15 protein-coding genes are annotated in these 18871 nt (G+C 55.7%); 7 read left to right on the forward strand and 8 right to left on the reverse strand.

Annotation, left to right across the window (positions count from 1 at the left end; genetic code table 11):
• Positions 1-18 precede the first annotated feature (18 nt).
• The 3 genes from ACEWZM_RS13860 to ACEWZM_RS13870 all read right to left on the reverse strand — a co-directional run bounded on the left by ACEWZM_RS13860 (position 19) and on the right by ACEWZM_RS13870 (position 3306).
• A complete protein-coding gene (locus ACEWZM_RS13860) occupies positions 19-1857 on the reverse strand; it encodes a M3 family oligoendopeptidase (RefSeq protein ID WP_414006991.1) in 1839 nt (612 codons plus the stop codon).
• A 199-nt stretch (positions 1858-2056) separates the two neighbouring features.
• A complete protein-coding gene (locus ACEWZM_RS13865; RefSeq protein ID WP_414006992.1) occupies positions 2057-3019 on the reverse strand; it encodes an alpha/beta hydrolase in 963 nt (320 codons plus the stop codon).
• On the reverse strand, positions 3019-3306 hold the full coding sequence (locus ACEWZM_RS13870; protein ID WP_414006993.1) for an SCP2 sterol-binding domain-containing protein: 288 nt from the start codon (positions 3304-3306) through the stop codon (positions 3019-3021). The genes ACEWZM_RS13865 and ACEWZM_RS13870 overlap by 1 nt, the downstream gene beginning before the upstream one ends.
• 97 nt (positions 3307-3403) lie before the next feature.
• Here ACEWZM_RS13870 and ACEWZM_RS13875 point away from each other — a divergent pair, with 97 nt between their 5' ends.
• From ACEWZM_RS13875 to ACEWZM_RS13895, 5 genes are all read left to right on the forward strand, one after another.
• Positions 3404-3973: a tetratricopeptide repeat protein gene (locus ACEWZM_RS13875; protein ID WP_414006994.1), complete on the forward strand. Its 570-nt coding sequence runs from the start codon at positions 3404-3406 to the stop codon at positions 3971-3973.
• Positions 3974-4014: 41 nt separating this feature from the next.
• Positions 4015-7008 (forward strand): helicase-related protein, encoded by a 2994-nt coding sequence (locus ACEWZM_RS13880; protein ID WP_414006995.1) that lies wholly within the window; start codon positions 4015-4017, stop codon positions 7006-7008.
• An 18-nt stretch (positions 7009-7026) separates the two neighbouring features.
• Positions 7027-7392, forward strand: a complete 366-nt coding sequence (locus tag ACEWZM_RS13885) for an RNA-binding S4 domain-containing protein (RefSeq protein ID WP_414006996.1) — start codon at positions 7027-7029, stop codon at positions 7390-7392.
• 63 nt (positions 7393-7455) lie between these two features.
• Complete coding sequence (gene fdxA / locus ACEWZM_RS13890) at positions 7456-7794, forward strand: ferredoxin FdxA (protein WP_414006997.1); 339 nt, start codon at positions 7456-7458, stop codon at positions 7792-7794.
• A 383-nt stretch (positions 7795-8177) separates the two neighbouring features.
• Entirely contained in the window at positions 8178-8690 is a 513-nt protein-coding gene (locus ACEWZM_RS13895; protein WP_414006998.1) for a CarD family transcriptional regulator, read from the forward strand.
• 237 nt (positions 8691-8927) lie between these two features.
• Here ACEWZM_RS13895 and ACEWZM_RS13900 read toward each other — a convergent pair whose 3' ends face one another.
• A complete protein-coding gene (locus ACEWZM_RS13900) occupies positions 8928-9686 on the reverse strand; it encodes an adenosylcobinamide-GDP ribazoletransferase (RefSeq protein WP_414006999.1) in 759 nt (252 codons plus the stop codon).
• Positions 9687-9786: 100 nt separating this feature from the next.
• Between ACEWZM_RS13900 and cobT the strand changes: the two genes are divergently transcribed.
• Positions 9787-10803: a nicotinate-nucleotide--dimethylbenzimidazole phosphoribosyltransferase gene (gene cobT, locus ACEWZM_RS13905; protein ID WP_414007000.1), complete on the forward strand. Its 1017-nt coding sequence runs from the start codon at positions 9787-9789 to the stop codon at positions 10801-10803.
• 90 nt (positions 10804-10893) lie between these two features.
• Here the strand turns inward: cobT and ACEWZM_RS13910 are convergent, their stop codons facing one another.
• The 3 genes from ACEWZM_RS13910 to ACEWZM_RS13920 all read right to left on the reverse strand — a co-directional run bounded on the left by ACEWZM_RS13910 (position 10894) and on the right by ACEWZM_RS13920 (position 14728).
• The gene (locus ACEWZM_RS13910) at positions 10894-12786 is read right to left on the reverse strand and encodes a monovalent cation:proton antiporter-2 (CPA2) family protein (RefSeq protein WP_414007001.1); all 1893 of its coding nucleotides are present in this window, start codon (positions 12784-12786) and stop codon (positions 10894-10896) included.
• A gap of 203 nt (positions 12787-12989) precedes the next feature.
• Positions 12990-14210, reverse strand: a complete 1221-nt coding sequence (locus tag ACEWZM_RS13915; protein ID WP_414007002.1) for a PAS domain-containing protein — start codon at positions 14208-14210, stop codon at positions 12990-12992.
• A gap of 62 nt (positions 14211-14272) precedes the next feature.
• The gene (locus ACEWZM_RS13920) at positions 14273-14728 is read right to left on the reverse strand and encodes an Lrp/AsnC family transcriptional regulator (protein ID WP_414007003.1); all 456 of its coding nucleotides are present in this window, start codon (positions 14726-14728) and stop codon (positions 14273-14275) included.
• A 144-nt stretch (positions 14729-14872) separates the two neighbouring features.
• On the opposite strand from ACEWZM_RS13920, the gene hppD reads away from it, so the two are divergent.
• A complete protein-coding gene (gene hppD / locus ACEWZM_RS13925; RefSeq protein WP_414007004.1) occupies positions 14873-15973 on the forward strand; it encodes a 4-hydroxyphenylpyruvate dioxygenase in 1101 nt (366 codons plus the stop codon).
• A gap of 127 nt (positions 15974-16100) precedes the next feature.
• On the opposite strand, the gene ACEWZM_RS13930 is transcribed toward hppD, so the two are convergent.
• Positions 16101-18755 carry a hypothetical protein gene (locus ACEWZM_RS13930; RefSeq protein ID WP_414007005.1) on the reverse strand — a complete coding sequence of 885 codons (2655 nt, stop codon included), beginning with the start codon at positions 18753-18755 and terminating at the stop codon, positions 16101-16103.
• Positions 18756-18871: the final 116 nt, after the last annotated feature.

Genomic DNA, 18871 nt, shown 5'->3' on the forward strand with positions numbered 1-18871 from the left:
GTTGTGCTGAGGGGATGATTAATCCTCCATTGCCTCCAGCTCATCAATCATATCGGAAATCATGCTCAATCCCTTGTCCCAGAAAGTTGGGTCAGAGGCGTCCAGTCCAAAGGGTGCGAGCAATTCCTTGTGATGCTTTGAGCCGCCGGCCTTCAACATGTCGAAGTATTTTTCCTCAAACCCGTCAGCTCCCTCGGCGTAAACCGAATAGAGCGCATTCACCAATCCATCGCCAAAAGCGTAAGCGTAGACATAAAACGGTGAGTGGACGAAGTGTGGAACATAGGTCCAGAATGTCTCGTAGCCTTCCATGAAATCAAAGGCTTCACCGAGGCTTTCGGCTTGCACCGACATCCAAAGTGCGTTGATGTCATCGGGTGTGAGCTCACCTTCGGCGCGAGCGGCATGTAATTTGCATTCGAAATCATAGAATGCAATCTGACGCACAACCGTATTGATCATGTCCTCGACCTTGCCGGCCAACAGGATCTTGCGCTCGTTCTTGTCAGTGGCGTTTTCCAACATCTTGCGGAAGGTCAGCATCTCGCCAAAGACAGAGGCGGTCTCCGCCAACGTCAACGGTGTGGAGGAGAGCATTTCGCCTTGATCTGCTGCCAAGACCTGGTGCACCCCGTGGCCAAGTTCGTGTGCCAGTGTCATTACGTCACGCGGTTTGCCAAGATAGTTCAGCATCACATAGGGGTGTACGTCGGTCACCGTTGGATGCGCAAAAGCGCCCGGTGCTTTGCCGGGTTTTACGGCAGCATCAATCCAGCCCTTATCAAAGAATGGCTCAGCCAAGTCGCCCATGCGCGGATCGAATGCACTATATGCATCCATCACCGTGCTCCGCGCCTCTTCCCAGTCGACGGTACGCGTGGCCTCCATGGGAAGCGGCGCGTTACGATCCCACACCTGCATCCGGTCCAAGCCGAGCCACTTTCGTTTCAGTTCATAGTAGCGGTGCGATAGCTTAGGGTAGGCAGCGACCACGGCTTCGCGCAGCGCTTCGACGACTTCAGGTTCCACATGGTTGGACAGGTGACGCCCCGTCTGCGGTGTCGGCATGCCGCGCCACCGGTCCACGATTTCTTTCTCTTTAGCTTGGGTGTTGTGAACCCGGGCGAAGATCTTGATGTTCTCGGCGAAGACGCGGGCCAGCTCGCGTGCTGCGGCTTCACGTTTAGTGCGATCCTGTTCGGTCAACAGGTTCAGCGTTCCCTCGATGTTGAGTTCTACGCCATCTACATCGAAAGTGAGCCCGGCGATGGTTTCGTCAAAAAGGCGCTCCCAGGCATCGCCCACGACGCCGAGATCATGCAGGAATTTCTCCAGCTCATCCGACAGCTGATAGGGTCTCATCGCACGAATGCGGTCAAAAATCGGCTTGTAGCGTGCTAGATCGGTATTGGTGGCGAAATGAGCGTCCAGTGTCGCGTCTTCGATCCGATTGATCTCCAAGGTAAAAAACACCAGAGGAGTGGTGAAGACCGTGAGCTTTTCCTGCATGTCGGACATGAACTTGGCGCGATCTGCATCGGTGGTCATTTGATAGTAGCGCAGACCTGCAAAGGACATGATTCGACCAGCGATACTGTTGATTTTCTCGTTCCGCAGGACACAGGCGAGCAGACCCTCTGCGTCCAAATCTGCCAGCTTGCCTTCGTAGTCCGTCGCAAAGCTCACGCACTCGTCTTCCAGCCAAGCCAGATCACGGTTTAGTTCGGCAGCATCTTCTGATGTGTATAGGTCGCTCAGATCCCATTCGGGCAGATTGCCCAACCCATCCGGCCCAGCCCCACCTTTGGCATTGGCGTCTCGCATCAGGTCGCGGTCAAGGAAAGGAACTTTGAACATCAGGATACCTCAGGCTGTAATGTGTCTATTTCGACATCTAAGCGCGAGGGCAGGGGATCACAAGCAATGGGCTGATAAGCTGGTGCGATATTCTTCGCGAGGTTCCGTTGATCCTTCACGGCTTTGGCCTGCAAGCCATTGATCTGTAGGGAAAGTCGAGCATGGCTATTCGGCGAAAGAGATCGCGGTAGACTAGGTTCTAGCCGGTATATTGGTCGAACAGCCGGGTCATCTTGTCGAAAATGGCACGCCGTGTTTCAAGTGCCTCCATCATGACCTCGTGCTGGGCATTTTCAACCAGATCCAGCTCTCCACCCGGCCAGCGGGCCATCCGGTCGTGGATTGCAGCGGTATTTACGATCTGTTCCTGCGTGCCAAGGAAGGTAATGCAGGGGAGGGCGGGAGACGGCATCGCGGTAAGAGCAGCGCATTCCCGCAGGCTTTCGCCCAGCCATTGAATTGTCGGCCCGCCAAGTGCTAGGTCCGGCTGTGCTGTCAACTGATCCTGCATCAGGCGGTACATGTCAGCGTCATTGGTCAGGGAGTTCCCTTCGAATGGGCTGGCCTGCACGTAGGGTGCTAAAGTCGTGGTTGGCGTGCGCATCGCACCGATGCCGAACCGGTCTCCTATCAAGCTGAGTAGTCGCGCCAATGGGCGCAGCGCGCCGGGGATCTGGATGCCCCACATCGGGGCTGAGAATATGCAGGCTTTGACTGGCAGCCCGCGCATTACGGCGCGCAATGCAATAGCCCCGCCCATGGAATGCCCCAAGATGAACCAGGGTTTTGGCAACTCCAGGCACTCTGCCAAATCTATTGCGGCTTTGACATCTTTCTGAAAATCGCCAAAGGCGACGACATGGCCTAGACGTCGCTCAGGTAGCATCCGATCCGCCAAACCCTGTCCGCGCCAGTCTACGGTTAGCGTAGCATAGCCTCGCTTGGCCAGATCTTGGGCGGCAGGGCCGTATTTTTCGATATACTCTGTGCGCCCGGGGAACAGGAGCAATGTGCCTTTGTTGGCACCATCCGGGTGCCAATGGCCCACGCGGATCCGCAAGTTGTCACTGGTGGTCACCCAATGGGCCTGACCGCCGTCTGGTCCCTGCGCGATGTCGGCAAAGAAAGGGGCAGGGGTCAGGTCCATCGGGGGTATGCTCATCAGGCCATTGCCGATGCCAACTGCATCGCGATGCCCATGTCACCGTCGATCGTTAGCTTGCCACTCATAAAGGCGGCGGTCGGGTTCAACTCGCCCTCGATGATCGACTGAAAGGTTTCTGCATCCGCGGTCATGGTTACATCGGCGTCTTCATCCGCAACGCGTGCGCCACTTTGGTCCAGCATGATGCTGCCCATGCCTGTGATGTCGAATTTCGCGGAGCCATCAAAGCCGCCGTCCATCTTTGCGTTCAGCGTTTCTGCCGCTTGAGTTAGCGTTTCGCTCATTTTCAGTCCTCATTTTGATCTGCAGCCAGCAATTTTATGTGAGGGAAGGCCCTCAGGCTCTGGAAAACGCAGGCTGCGCGGTTACACTTAACCCATCATGGTTGTAAAATTCTCCAAGCTCAAAGCTATCGTGGCGGCAACGTCTTTGACAGTCCTGTTTTCCGTGCCTTTGCAGGTTTACGCCCAAGAAACGTTGGATGAGGCAGGACTACTGGCCGCACTCTCTGACTCTGACCCGAATGAGGCCATCCGTCTGGACAGGTCGCTGCAAGCTTTGTGGAGCAGTAGCGGGTCACCGGCGATGGATCTATTGCTGAAGCGGGGCAAGGATGCGCTGGACCGGGGTGAAACCCAAATGGCCATCGAACATCTGACTGCATTGACCGATCACGCGCCGAAATTCGCAATGGGCTGGTATGAACGTGCGAGGGCCTATTTTAACGCGGGCCTATATGGGCCCGCTGTGGCGGATCTGGAGCGAACGCTGATGCTGAACCCCAATGACTACAACGCGATCTTTGCGCTGGGGGCGATGTTTGAACAGTTCAATGATCCCAAAAACGCCTATGACGCCTATCAAAAGGCGCAGGCTATACATCCTCACCACGAGGCGATAACCAACGCGTTAGATCGACTGATGACTGCGGTCGAGGGCAGAGAGCTTTAGAGCTGACAATTGGGTCCCGTTCGGGCGTTGAGGGCGAATTCATGACAGGCACGCAAAGTTCCGGGGGATCCCGGGTCGTGGCGGTTTTGGGGCCGACGAATACAGGTAAGACTCACTATGCGATTGAACGGATGCTGGGACATCGCACTGGCGTGATGGGATTTCCGCTGCGTCTGCTCGCACGGGAAGTCTATGACAAGGTGGTGGCCGTCCGTGGTCCATCGGTCGTGGCGCTGGTCACCGGCGAGGAACGCATTGTGCCGCAGCGTGCGCAGTATTGGATCTGCACAGTGGAGGCGATGCCCGAGGGCATGGGCTGCGACTTTCTCGCGGTGGATGAGATCCAACTCTGTGCCGACCCCGAACGCGGCCATGTCTTTACCGACCGCTTGCTGCGTGCTCGTGGTACCCAAGAGACGCTGTTTCTGGGAGCGGATACGATGCGCGGGCCGATCGCGGAGCTGGTGCCGGGTGTGCAGTTCGTACGCCGCGAGCGCCTGTCGGATCTGGTCTATGCGGGTTCCAAGAAACTGAGCAGGATGCCAGCGCGCACTGCGATTGTCGGTTTCTCTATAGATAATGTCTATGCCATCGCCGAGCTGTTGCGCCGCCAAAAGGGGGGCGCAGCCGTGGTTATGGGGGCACTCAGCCCTCGGACGCGCAACGCTCAGGTCGAATTGTATCAAAACGGCGAGGTCGACTACCTCGTGGCTACCGACGCCATTGGCATGGGGCTGAACCTTGATATTGATCATGTCGCCTTTTCGTCACTGAGCAAATTTGATGGTCGCCGTATGCGACAATTGGCCCCCAACGAGCTGGCGCAGATCGCCGGGCGGGCAGGGCGCGGTATGAGCCACGGCAGTTTTGGTGTAACTGGAGATGCCCCGCCGTTGGACGATGGTGTCGCACAGGCGATCATGGATCATCGGTTTACTCCGTTGAAAAAGCTCAACTGGCGGTCTGCTGCGCTGCAATTCGGCACCGTTGAGGCATTGATCCGGTCTCTCGAATCAGCCCCACAGGATCAAAATTTGGTTCGTGCGCGCGAAGCCGATGACCTGATGGCTTTGAAATCCTTGTCACAGCTGGATGAAATCGTTGCACGCACGACCAATGCACCTTCTGTGCGATTGTTGTGGGATATCTGCCGCGTGCCCGACTTTCGTGGGATCTCGCAGTCGGAACACTCTGGGCTTTTGGGCGTTTTATTCCAATATTTGCATGGTTCGGGCGTCGTACCGGACGATTGGCTCGCGCGGCAAGTCAAGCGTATCGATCGGGTCGATGGTGACATTGACGCATTGTCGAAACGCTTGGCGTTTATACGAACGTGGACTTATGTCGCGCAAAGGAACGGCTGGGTTCGTGATGAAAGTCATTGGCGCGGCGAGACGCGCGCTGTAGAAGACAGGTTGTCGGACGCCTTGCACGAACGTCTGACTCAGCGATTTGTGGACCGGCGCACATCCGTGCTTTTGCGCCGGCTCAAACAGAAGGAGGCCCTTTTGGCCGAAGTGAACGATAAGGGTGAAGTGACCGTCGAAGGTGAATTCGTTGGTCGTCTTGAAGGGTTCCGGTTCTCACCGGACAAGAGCGCCCAAGGCGCTGAAGCTAAGGCGTTGAAGTCCGCCTCTCTTCAAGCTCTCGCACCGCATTTCCATCTCCGGGCTGACCGTTTTTACAACGCACCCGATACCGAAATTGATTTTACCGATCAGGGCGGCCTGATGTGGGGTGAATATGCTGTTGGCAAATTGATGGCCGGCGCAGACCCTCTGAATCCTCGTATTGAGGTATTCGTTGACGATGCTGCCGGTGCAGATGTAGCTCAGAAAGTTGAACGCCGGCTGCAGCATTTCATCTCTCGCAAGATCAATGCACTCTTCGAACCGCTGCTGAACCTGCAACGTGATGAAGAACTCAGCGGGCTTGCCCGTGGTTTTGCGTTCCGCATGGTTGAGGGCCTTGGCCTGTTGCCGCGCGGAGCTGTCGCGCAAGAGGTCAAAGATCTGGACCAAGATGCTCGCGGCGCGCTGCGCAAGCATGGCATCCGGTTCGGTCAGTTTACTATTTTTATGCCCTTGTTGCTGAAACCGGCTCCGACCCGGCTGCGGTTGGTACTTTGGGCATTGTCACAAGGCTTGGGTGAATTCCCCGATGCGCCTCCTGCCGGGCTTGTGACGGTTCCGGCCATCAAGGATGCACCGCAGGGATACGATACCATGTGCGGGTATCGCAACGCAGGCGACCGCATGATTCGTATCGACATGTTGGAACGTCTTGCAGATATGTTGCGCGCGGAAGACAGCCGTAGCGGCTTTGAAGCCAAGGCAGATATGCTGTCGATCACCGGCATGACGCTGGAACAGTTCGCGGACCTTATGCAGGGCCTCGGTTATCAGGCTGACAAGGGCGAGCGGGTGAAGGCCAAGGCGGTTGACGCTGTGGTGGCCGAATCCAATACTCCGGATACGGACAGTTCTGCTAAGGATGCTGCGGCACAGCAGGACGAAAACATGCCTTCTGCCGCACCGGATGAGGCTGAGACGGTTGAGGCGGCTGCCGTAGAACCAGCTACACTTGCCGACGTATCGACACCTGACGATGCATCGGCTGCACCTGTCGCGGAACCAGATGCGGAAGTTGCGGCACCCGAAGTGACCGAAGTCGAAGCGTCGACTGGCGAATCTGCCGATGCCAAGACCGAAGAGCCTGAGACTGAAATCTTCTATACCTTTACTTGGGGACGTGCGCGCAAAGCTGGCGGCAATCGAAATGCCGGTCGACGTGGTCAGGACGCGGGAGTAGACGGCGAGCGCGCTGGCGGGAAACGTGGTGGCGATGCCCCACGCGGCAAAGGCAAACCTCGTGGTGGTAATAAACCTGGTCGCGATGGAAGACCTGCAAAGAAAGGCGGCCGTCAGGATCAAGGCAGCAAAACTTACTCGGCGCGTCCGCCGAAGAAGGAAAAGCAGATCGATCCTGACAACCCATTTGCAGCAGCGCTGATGGGGCTAAAACAGCCCGATTGATCGATCTTGGTGACGCCGGTGAGCGAGAAGATCAGAATTGACAAATGGTTGTGGCAGGCGCGCTTCTTTAAGACGCGTAGCCTGTCCGCCAAAATGGTAAGCGGTGATCATCTTCGACTCAACGGGAACAAGATCGCGAAACCGGCCCAGAACGTCTCTCCCGGGGACGTTCTGACCTTCCCTCAGGGGCGCATTATCCGCACTTTGCGGATCGAGGCCCTTGGGACACGTCGCGGACCTGCCCCAGAGGCTCAGGCGCTGTACTTTGATTTGACTGAAAAGCAGGATCCCGTGCCGCGTAACCCGCGCTATGAGGGAAAAGGTCGTCCGGATAAGAAAGAGCGTAGAGCGCTTGATCTTAGTCGCCGGGATGGTGCGTTTTGACATCTTGAAGCCGGCGGCGCGGTGAATTAGCTAGATGCCAAACAGCTACGGGACTCGGCCATCATGACTTATGTCGTTACGGACAACTGCATTGCCTGCAAATACACCGACTGCGTCGAAGTCTGCCCGGTCGATTGCTTCTATGAAGGCGAGAACACGCTCGTAATCCATCCAGACGAATGCATCGATTGCGGTGTCTGCGAACCCGAGTGCCCGGCAGATGCAATTCGTCCGGATACTGAGCCGGATATGGATAAGTGGGTTGAGTTCAACCGGAAGTACTCCGAAATGTGGCCTGTCATTGTTTCGAAGAAAGACCCGCTTCCGGACGCTGAAGAGCGTGACGGGGAAGAGGGTAAGCTGGACAAGTACTTCTCCGAGGCCCCAGGCGAAGGCGGCTGATAAGGGCTTCCCTGTTATCGAGCATTATCGCTGACGCTGGAAAGTAGCCGTGAGAAGCGTTGCGACTCACCCCAGACGTCACTCGGCTCATCTTGCGATGAGACAAGAAAATAGCTGTTTCGTGATATTTCGTCTCTTTGCAGGGGCTGTCAGCGCTATGATTCACGGCCCGCTGCCTTTTTGTAGGGCGAAAAATATGATATACTATTTCAGTAAATGACCAATCACGGATGTCCGCCTTGACTGTGCGCCCTGCGTCGCACGGGTCTATTGGCGGTTTTTCTGTCACTTCTCTAGGGTCGCGAGTCCTTTGGTCATCGCGTAAATAGACCTGTGGCAGCCCAGCCGATCTTGGTGTCGGCGCATAGCGAGGAAAGACCTGTATGACTAAATCGAAGAAGCCCGAATTCCGCCCTGACGACTATGTTGTGTACCCCGCCCATGGCGTTGGCCAGATCATTTCGATCGAGGAGCAGGAAGTGGCCGGCTTCACGCTGGAACTGTTTGTGATCACCTTTGAAAAGGACAAGATGACGCTGCGGGTGCCGACAAACAAAGCGACTGAAATTGGTATGCGTTCGCTCAGCTCCCCAGATGTTATCGCAAAGGCGATGACCACTCTTAAAGGTAAGGCTAAAGTTAAGCGCGCCATGTGGTCGCGTCGTGCCCAGGAATATGAGCAGAAGATCAACTCCGGCGATTTGATCTCTATCGCTGAAGTAGTGCGTGATTTGCACCGCACGGATGACCAGCGCGAGCAGAGCTATTCTGAGCGTCAGCTGTATGAAGCAGCGCTGGAGCGTTTGACGCGCGAAGTCGCGGCCGTATCTGGTGGTGATGAAATCTCCGCTGCTAAGCAAGTGGATGAGGTTCTGACCTCTCGCGCCGCGGCCTAAACGCGGGCTGAGAAGCGCTGAGAGTGCTCCGAAGGCATATTTACAAAAAGCAAATAGGGGCTGCGCTGTAGAGCGTGGCCTTTATTATTTTTGACCACATTCGGGCTCGGTCGGGATTGGAATTTCCACCCGCGGGCGTCACACCCGTGGCTGTCGCATGATCAATGATCGAGGAAATACGACTGATCAGCGTCGGCCTCACAGATCTTTTACAGGCGAGAAGAACATGGGCGCGGTTCAGCTCAGCGATGCTGAGAGAACCAACAGCCCGGCGAGTTCGCTCAGTTGTTGAGTTGCCCCCAGTACATCGCCTGTTTGACCACCAATCTTGACACGCGCGACTGCGGTGGTGCTTCCGGTCGCGGCAAGCATTGCTAATAGCACACCCCAAATAGGCCAACCGAGCATCAGCGAGGAGGCAATAGCCGCGAGCACAATACCAAGTCCGCAATTGAGCAGGGGCGGCCTGCCAACAGATGCGGAGAGGCCCGAACCACGGGCATTCGGTAGTGCCAGCATCACTATGGGCATCATTGCCCGGCTGAGCATAGCCAGTGGGAGCAATGCCCATGGACCTGCTGCCGCCAGTATGCTGGCATAGGCCATCCAGCGCAAACCTATGCTAAGGATCAAGGAAAGCACACCGTAGGTGCCAATATGGCTATCCTTCATGATCTCTAACCGTCGCGCGGGTTCAAAGCCGCCCCAAAACCCATCTGCTGTATCTGCTAGGCCGTCTTCGTGCATTGCGCCGGTTAATACGGTCTGACACGCTAGTGCGATCCCAGCGGCCAACTTGGGATCTAGCCCAAGCGACAATCCTGCCTGGGCCAGAATACATGCCGGTACCGCAACCGCGACACCGGCAAAGGGGAAGGCCCAAACCGCGTGCGCATGTCGCTCAAACCGACGTTTTTGCAGGCGTGGCATCGGCAATCGTGTCAACAAGATCAACACAAGCAGAAAATCTATGCCAGATATGTCGTTTTTTCGCATTTACGGACCTCACGGAGGGCTTGCGGTGTCAAGGTGAACCGGTACATACGGATGATCCGCTTTACCTGCGACGACCCCTTCGATGCAATGAGGCTTTGCAATGCTGTCACCGCTCTTTTCGCTTGATCACTTTCGTGCGCGGCTTGCGCAGGCTCCAGGCGTGGACGAACAGGCTGAGACTGCGGCTGCCGAACGCAACAGTCAATTGACCAAACCGCCGGGCTCGCTCGGGCGGTTGGAGGATCTGGCTATCTGGTACGGCAGCTGGCGAGGAACTGAGCGCCCGGTGCTCCGTGCGCCGCAGGTGATCGTCTTTGCCGGCAACCATGGGATTGTAGAACAGGGTGTCTCGGCTTTCCCGAGCGAAGTAACAGCGCAGATGGTCGCGAACTTCAAGCATGGCGGTGCGGCGATCAATCAACTGGCCAAGCTTGCAGGAGCGCGACTGGATGTTCACAGCCTAGATCTGGATAGGCCGACCAAAGATTTCACTAAAGACGCTGCCATGGATAATGCAGAGCTGCTCAGCGCACTGCAGACTGGGTGGAAATCTGTGGACCCGTCAGCAGATTTACTTGTTGTTGGTGAAATGGGCATTGGGAACACCACACCGGCAGCCGCGCTGGCTTGTGCGTTGTTCGGCGGTGATGCCGGTGATTGGACAGGACGCGGTACTGGGATCGATGATACCGGGCTTGCGAATAAAACACGGGTGGTGGCTGACGGTGTTGCGCTGCATGGCCCCGCAATTACAGATGGAATCGAAGCGTTACGCCGCCTTGGCGGTCGCGAGATCGCGGCTATGGCTGGGGCGATGACAGCTGCGCGCATGATGCGCATTCCGGTTATTCTGGACGGCTTTATCTGCTGCGCGGCAGCCGCCTGTCTGATGCGAGCACATCCTGCTGCATTGGATCATGTAGTGGCCGGGCACCAAAGCGCAGAGAGCGCTCATGCTGCGTTGTTAACCTATCTGGGCAAGCCTCCGTTCTTGTCACTAGACCTACGTCTTGGCGAAGGTTCAGGCGCTGCCCTTGCAATTCAGGTGTTGCGTGCTGCGGTTGCCTGTCACAGTGGCATGGCAACTTTTGAAGAGGCAGGCGTCACAGGCAACTAAGTGCCTATGTTGAGGTGTTACGATCCGAAGCAGAAGTCGGCGCGTTGCAGGATGTTACAGCCTTGAATAACGGTGAAGCATTATCTGGCGTCAGGCTGATTTCTGGTCTGAAGAGTTTTTTGCTTCAGCAAGCTCCAACAACGCAGTTTCCAGGTCCTTTTCTAGTTCTCTGGCTCGGGCAATATAGGCAGGGTTTTCGCTGGCTGGTGTACCAGGGATCCACAGGCTTGCCAGTTCTCGAACGGTGTGGCGATCGTGCGCATAGAAAGTTTGCTCTGCCTGAGCAGCCTCATATTCGCTCAGTCCGATCTGCTCGAGCACGTAGCGACCCGCTCGCAGGGAGCTGTCAAACATCTCGCGCACGATGTCGTTTGCACCAGCTTTGTATAGCTCAAACACGTGATTTCTATCAAAAGCGCGGGCGATGATGTGCAAGTCTGGATGCCCCCTGCGGGCATGTGCGACCAATCTGAGTGCGGCCTCACGGTCATCTAGGGCCACGACCAGAACCTGTGCCTTTGCGATACCGGCAGCCTTTAGTAGCTCTGGCCGAGTTGGATCTCCGAGAAAGCTCTTAACCCCAAAGCGGCGCATCAACTGTACGGACGCCATATTGCTATCCAAGACGACTGTATTAAAGCCGCTAGCTCGGACCAGGCGGTTGACGATTTGGCCGAAACGACCAATTCCGGCGATGATCACGGGGCCTTGCTCGTCGATCTCGTCCGCAACCGGTTCATTTGGACTATCTTTTGCGTGTTTCGACAGCACATCATACAGGATGAACAACAGCGGAGTAATCAGCATAGTCAGTGCGACTACCAGCAGAAGTTTTTCTGATAGCTGAGGGGGCACGACGTTGAGCTGCCGAGAAAAAGCAAGCAAGACGAAGCCGAATTCACCGGCCTGTGCGAGGCCCAACGTGAACAGCCAGTGGTCGCGTTTTTTCAGACCAAATGCTTGGCCCACAAAATAGAGCACTATGCCCTTCGCCAAGATGACGAGAAGGGCAAGGCCGATCAAGTCACCCGGCTCGGCAAGGAACAGGCGATAGTTGATGCCAGCGCCAACGGTTATGAAAAATAGCCCAAGCAGCAGTCCTTTGAAGGGATTCAGATCGCTTTCCAGTTCATGCCTGAATTCACTGTTGGCCAGAACAACCCCGGCTAAAAATGCACCAAGAGCAGGAGAGAGACCTACCAGTGTCATCAGAAAGGAAATTCCAACAACGATCATGAGCGCGAGAGCCGTGTACATCTCGCGTAAATTCGATGAATGGATAAAGCGGAACACAGGACGCGCGAGATAGACCCCGGCCAGGATAATGGATGCTATGGCCGCGAGTGTAACCAGTGTCACCGCCCAACCCGGTAGCCCTTCGACCAAGGAGAGCGTGGCATGGCCGGGTGCTGCATGGGCCTCGTCGGCCGTGCGTCCAATAGAGCCATCTCCATTGATCTGTGCGCCATGTTTGATCGCCAGTAGGGGTAGCAATGCCAAAATTGGGATGACTGCAATGTCTTGTGTCAGCAGTACGGAGAACGTGGCACGGCCACCACCAGTACGCATGAGCCCTTTTTCCGAAAGAGTTTGCAATACAATTGCGGTTGAAGACAGCGAAAGTGCCAGGCCGATTGCGAGACTAACCTGCCAGCTTTCGCCTGCCAGCATAGCCGCGCCCATCAAGGCCACAGTGCTAACTGCGACCTGCAACCCGCCTAATCCAAGCAGCTTATGGCGCATCGCCCAAAGGGCGCGCGGCTCCAGCTCCAATCCAATCAGGAACAGCATCATGACGACGCCAAATTCAGCAAAATGCCTTAGTTCCTCGGCCTCACTGCCGACTAGTCCAAAAACGGGCCCAATAATGATACCCGCAGCCAGATACCCAAGTACCGACCCAAGTCCCAAGCGTGCCGCGATTGGGACCGCTATCACCGCGGCGGCGAGATAGATTGTCGCCTGATAAAGAAACGCATCCATGTGTTTCGGTATCGCAAGCAGAGGGCATGTTGGCAACGCCTAACACGCACAATGCCCATAGCCTCCCTCGTCGCAGGGCATCTGGCGACAAAGGGAGCACCTCATAACGCAGTTGACGACGAATGCCGTTTTCTCCGGGCGCCCTAGAAGAGGAGGTATGTCAGTTTCGATTTGCAGGAGGTATCCCCTGCTAGTTGATCCGATTAGCGCTCTGATGAACGGATATCGTTGCTGAGTTTTGCTATTCTCTCGAGCCGCTGAGAAATCCTTTCTTGGAAGACACCCAGCTGGTCGATGATATCGGCGAGTGTTTCACCGGATTCGGGTAGGCGGGCACTCTCAATTTTACATAGAACACGGGTAGAACTGAGGCCTAGGAAATGCCGGTGCATGACACTGCAGGCATGCATAATACGCGAAGACTCTCGCTCTACCTGATCCAGACCTTTGCCCGCGCTTTTAAGTTGTTGAGCGACCAAGTCTGCCAGAATTTTACGCTCGGCTGCCATATCGACTTCACCAATACTACGGCGTTCTTGCTGCAGTTGGTTGTCGCATTCCTTTAGTACTCGCACCATGCATTCAACGAACAGTGAATCTTGAACAGCGGCTTCGATAACGGCGAAGTTGCTGTCTTTTCCCATGACGTGGGCTGCGAACCAATCGGACATCTCTCGCGACATAGAGCCATAGTTTTGCGATAGCACAGTTACAGGACCACCCGAGGGTTCAATCCTGGAGGCAATGACACGCAGGTTATGCGGAATAGTGTGCATTGCATCAAAGTCTTTTATCAGCCCTTCGGTCTCACCCACGAGTGTTCTGGCGTCTTCTAGGGTTTGGCGAAGATTGGTAATCATCTGGTCTGGTTCGTTCTCCAGACCGATATCGCGCGCAATCAATTCCTCGCTCATCGCTTTTGTCGCGAATTGGCGATAGTTGTCATACCCATGATCAACGATCCAGCTTTGCAAGCGTTCGGAGCTTTCCTCGGGGGTCAGGTCTTCGTCTTGTTCTGCTGTCAGAAGTTTGGCGTATAGATCTCGCATATCATCGAAAATCTGGCTGCTCGGTTTGATACGGGCGGACAGGTAGCCATCGGCACAAGGTATGACAACCGCGTAGACCCAATAGTACAGCCCGTCTTTCGACTTGTTTTTTACATAAGCGCCCATGGTATTGCCGCTTTTGATCGTATCCCAGAACAACTGAAAGACACCTTTGGGCATATCAGGGTGTCGAATAGTGCGATGGGGGGCACCAATCAGCTCCTCCCAATCGTAGTTGGAGACCCGGCGGAACACGTAGTTTCCTGCAATGATGACGCCGCGGCTGTCAGTGCGCGAGAAAAATACTTCATCCAGCCCAAAAGGAGCTTCGCCGCGTGTTGGGCGGCTTTCTATGCGACGATCTACAAAGGACACGTTTTCTATCCACTCTCTTGGTCGGTATCATGGTTTTGTAGCGCAGGAGTGTTCACGGAACCTTAAGTCGGGAGCGGTCCATCGCTTTTTAACTGGGCCATTACAATTTGGCTTTGAACGCGTGCCACGGTGGGATGGGGGAGAAGGACCTCATGTAAAAGGCGGTTTAATGCAGCAAGATCAAAGCAATAAACCCTAAGTAGATAGTCGGCTTCACCGGTCATCGTCCAGGCAGAGGTAATTTCAGGGCGGGTGCGTACGAGCCGAGAAAATCGTTCAGATTGTTCAGGTCCATGGCTCTCTAGGTGAATCTGTACAAACCCCTGAACGCTTAACCCCAACTTGTCCGGGTCTAACCGTGCTTCATAGCTCCGGATGTACCCATCCGCCTCCAATCGCTGCCTTCGTCGTCCGGCTTGGCTCGCGGAGAGATTGAGGATCTCGCTTAACTGCTGTGCCGTTAGATGCGCGTCTTTTTGCAGTGCGGCGAGTAACCTATGGTCGATTGTATCTAGCATGTGCGGTGTTTCTACATAATTATCGAAAATAGCGCGTGATTTGCGCGTGATGTCTTAGATTTACCTGAAACAATGCGCGAAACAAGCACTTCAAGTGCGATACCCTGCTTGTAGCCACACTATTGCCTATTTGGAGGAAGCCGCATGGGCCCGTTCCCACATAATGCCCCGAAATCTATTATCAGCGTCGAAAACCCGGCGGGTACTGATGGTTTTGAATTCGTCGAATTCGCTCATCCGGACCCACAAGAGCTGCGCGATCTCTTTGCCAGCATGGGGTATGAGCTAGTGGCGCGTCACAAGACAAAACCGGGTATCGAACTTTGGCAGCAGGGCGACATCACCTATATCGTGAACGCGGAGAAAGGCAGCTTCGCTGATAAATTTGTAGAAGATCACGGTCCTTGTGCCCCGTCGATGGGGTGGCGTGTGGTCGATGCGCAGAAGGCGTTTGAGCATGCGGTGTCAAAAGGGGCGGAGCCATATGATGGCGACGACAAGACCATGGATGTGCCCGCAATCAAAGGTATCGGTGGCTCGCTTCTGTATTTTATTGACCAGTATTACGACACATCGCCCTACAACAGCGAGTTTGAGTGGCTGAAGCAATCCAAACCACGCGGTGTTGGTTTCTACTATCTGGACCACCTGACTCACAATGTTTTCAAGGGTAATATGGACAAGTGGTTCCGTTTCTATGGCGATCTGTTCAATTTCAAGGAAATCCGGTTCTTCGATATTGAGGGCAAATTCACCGGCTTGCTGAGCCGTGCGCTGACATCGCCCTGTGGCCGCATACGGATCCCGATTAACGAGGACCGCGGCGAAACTGGGCAGATCGTAGCGTATCTCAAAAAATACAATGGCGAAGGTATTCAGCATATCGCAGTCGGAGCTGAGGATATTTATAGCGCCACGGACGATATTGCCGAGCGTGGTATCAAATATATGCCGGCACCTCCGGCGAGCTACTATGATATGAGCCACGAGCGGGTCGCGGGTCATGAAGAGCCCCTTGACCGGATGCAAAAGCACGGCATCCTGATCGACGGTGAGGGTGTGATAGATGGTGGTGAAACCAAAATTCTTCTGCAGATTTTCTCCAAAACCGTTATCGGGCCGATCTTCTTTGAGTTCATCCAGCGTAAGGGGGATGACGGATTTGGAGAGGGCAATTTTAAGGCGCTATTTGAGTCTATCGAACGCGAACAGATCGCCAATGGTGAGATCTCAGCGGCCGAGTGACCAATGACTGCCGAGAGTCCACGACAAATGGCATGATCAATAGAAATAAAGCCGGGCCTGAGAAGGTCCGGCTTTCTGGTATTCGGATTGGTAGGGATGGGACCTGAGTGTGCAGCCCGCGCCTGTTCTATCCGCTGGGAATCTTAAGCGTCAGGTTGCGGCTGCCCTTTTGGTATTGCAACTGGCTATCGCCGATGGCGAGAACGCGCCCGCCATCAATCTTGTCTCCGACTTTTACCTTTTTGTAGCGGCCATTTGGCATCAGAACCAGTGCACGTCGATTAGCTGGTGTGCCGTAGACTCCGATCAGATTCACGCGTCGCAGATTGATTGCGTTGTTGACCGTTGCCTGTCGGGCAACCGATGCGCTGGATGGAATCCGAGGAGTGACCGATCTGGGAGCCGGCGCGCTGGCTACAGCAGCAGTAACGGTTGGCTCTGGGTTTCGTTGGCGGCTGCGTTTGGCGCGATCCACCAGATTGGCAAAATTAGTCGGGCGCGCACGTGGGACTACGGACCTTGCAATGGCCTGCGCGGTCGGGGGCAGGGTATTCTCTTCCGGTGGCTTCAACCCCTGTGGGCGTGTCTTTGGTCGTAATACCCCGAGTTCTGCGCGGCTCAACCCGCCAAGCTGAGCGCGTTCGTTTTGCTCAACCAGATTGCTGGGGCGTAATTTGGGGCGCAGTTCTGAAAGAATCGCCCGACGGGTAGCTTCCTCAGCCGCGGCGGCAACTTCGGGGTCTGGGCGGGCCGGGGTAGGTGGCGGTACTTTTTCCGGGCGGCCCAGAAACACCATGATCCCATCAGGGTTCAACGTGCCCTCTGGGGTGGCCTTGACGAGGCCGCGCTCGTCCAATTCAAACTGCTGCCCGGCCGCGGTTGGCGTGCTTACTACCCCCATCTCCAGATCTGTTACGAATAAATCGGGAGCGGGCAGAGCGATTGCATCCTCAGATATATCAGTCGGATCTATAGAGGCCACATATAGGTTATCCAGATTGCCGGAGCCTGCCGGCTCGGGTGTATCCGGGGCGTGCTGCCAAATGCCAGTAGCAGCATATTGCGCGGCGCGTGTCAGTGGCGTGTCCTGATCTGAGGGGGCAGCTTCACTATCGCCCTCCGGGGCCAATTCTGCTGCGTCGAGATCCTCGGCCAGCTGTTGATCCGGTGCAGTTGGATCTGTGTCTTGTTCAATGCGCAGCGCATCTAATACAGCGGTATCAGTGCTGGAGAGCGTATCTGGATCGCCTTCAGGAGCGGCGGCGATTTCTGATGGAAGCAGAGGGCCTTTGTCCGGTTGATCGGGAATGGCGCTGACCTGCGGTGCAATCGTGCCGACTTCTTCGGTTTCTTCGGTACCGATTGGCGCCGTCGTATTTTCGCTGACCGCGTTGCGGGTTTGGTTCTCGGCCAGAATGGCCCAAGTCGCAACAATCGCCATGAAAATAAGCAAAGCCGCCATAAGCGCCAGGCCTAGGAAGCGCGGTTTTCCTCCTACGTTCCCCTTTGATACGCCGGCAAGTACGGAAGCTTTGCCGACTTCATGTAGCGATTGCTTGTCGGTTGGCGTATCCGCCAGCGCTATGTCTCCGACGTCGTCACGGGGTAAGACCGGCGTAGGTCCTGGCGACTTGGGCGCCGCTGGAATGACACCTTTGGTTGAGGCAGCTGGTACAGTCGGCGATTCAAGGGGCTGTGCCTTGGCTGCGCCGTCGCCTATGGATGGTGTGCTATCCGCGAGTGCGATGGACCCGAATGCCGCATGCGGGACAAGCCGGTTATCACCGCCTCCATTGTTAGGCGTGCTGAGTGCTGTTGCGCTGGTACTAGCCGTGCGTTTGTGGCCTGTCGGCGCGGCAAGAACTGGCGCACGGCCCTCTTCGGCGAGCGGAGAGGCTACAGGGCGAGCTGGTCCCTCTTTGCGGCGTCGTGTTGAAAATCCGGCTGCAACATGTGTTGCCTCAGCAGGGTCATTGGTGCCTTTCAAGGAGCTCGAGACCTCAGCGGGAGTTGATGCCTCGAGCTCTTCTGTCTTTGTTTCTTTCGCACTTGCCTTGTCAGACAATGTCGTTTGCGGATCGCTTGTGACGGGCACAGGTGCCGGACTGTCTGCGTTGGTGGAGGCAACCTTGACCACGTTTAGTTCATCTATGCCGGGCGACGCCTCGATTGGCTCCTCTGGAACCGATGACTGATCTGAGACCTCTGGCTCTGGCGTGGGATCTGGTTCCGGCGGATCGGCCGGACCGATATCAACAACAGATATTCCATCAGGCTCTACCGGTGTTTCGCCGGATTGCAGTAGAGTTTGTGAGGATCCAAAGAAGGGTTCACCCAGAAAATCCATGTCACCGGGAATCGCGACAAAACTTATGGGCAGAAACCCGTGCGCCAGTGCAAAATCTTCGGCCTCTTGCAAGGTTTCACGGGCGACAGCAGCCACATGGGTTTGCGATCCGTCTTCGCTAAGATCAAAAGACAGCTCATCAACTCGGTAAGGTGTGCTCCCATCCAAACCTTGCTCCGCGATCGCCCGCCGACTGGTCGCGTCAGCGGTCCCCGTTTCGAACGTTAGATAGCGGATCTGGTCATTGGGAATGACGACCTTGCAAGCGATTGGTCCTTTGGCGTGTCTTTCGCCCAATTGGCGCAAATTCGCCAAGGCCGCGTCCAGGTCTTCGTCATCCAGCGGCACTGTGCCAATCTGACGCCAGCCACCGGCGGCACGCTGCAACAGGCTGACGCCGTGGGAAGAAAGAGAGAGTGCAAACCCCGGTTTCATTATGCAAACACGCCTTCAACTCTAGTATGCCCATACCCAAGTGTGGGCAGGCGATCTTGCCGCAGACCATAGGGCAGTGTCGGCTCAAGGGAAAGGAAAAGACACGTTTTCCCCCT

Source organism: Phaeobacter cretensis (assembly GCF_047372505.1).
Classification (GTDB): domain Bacteria; phylum Pseudomonadota; class Alphaproteobacteria; order Rhodobacterales; family Rhodobacteraceae; genus Phaeobacter; species Phaeobacter cretensis.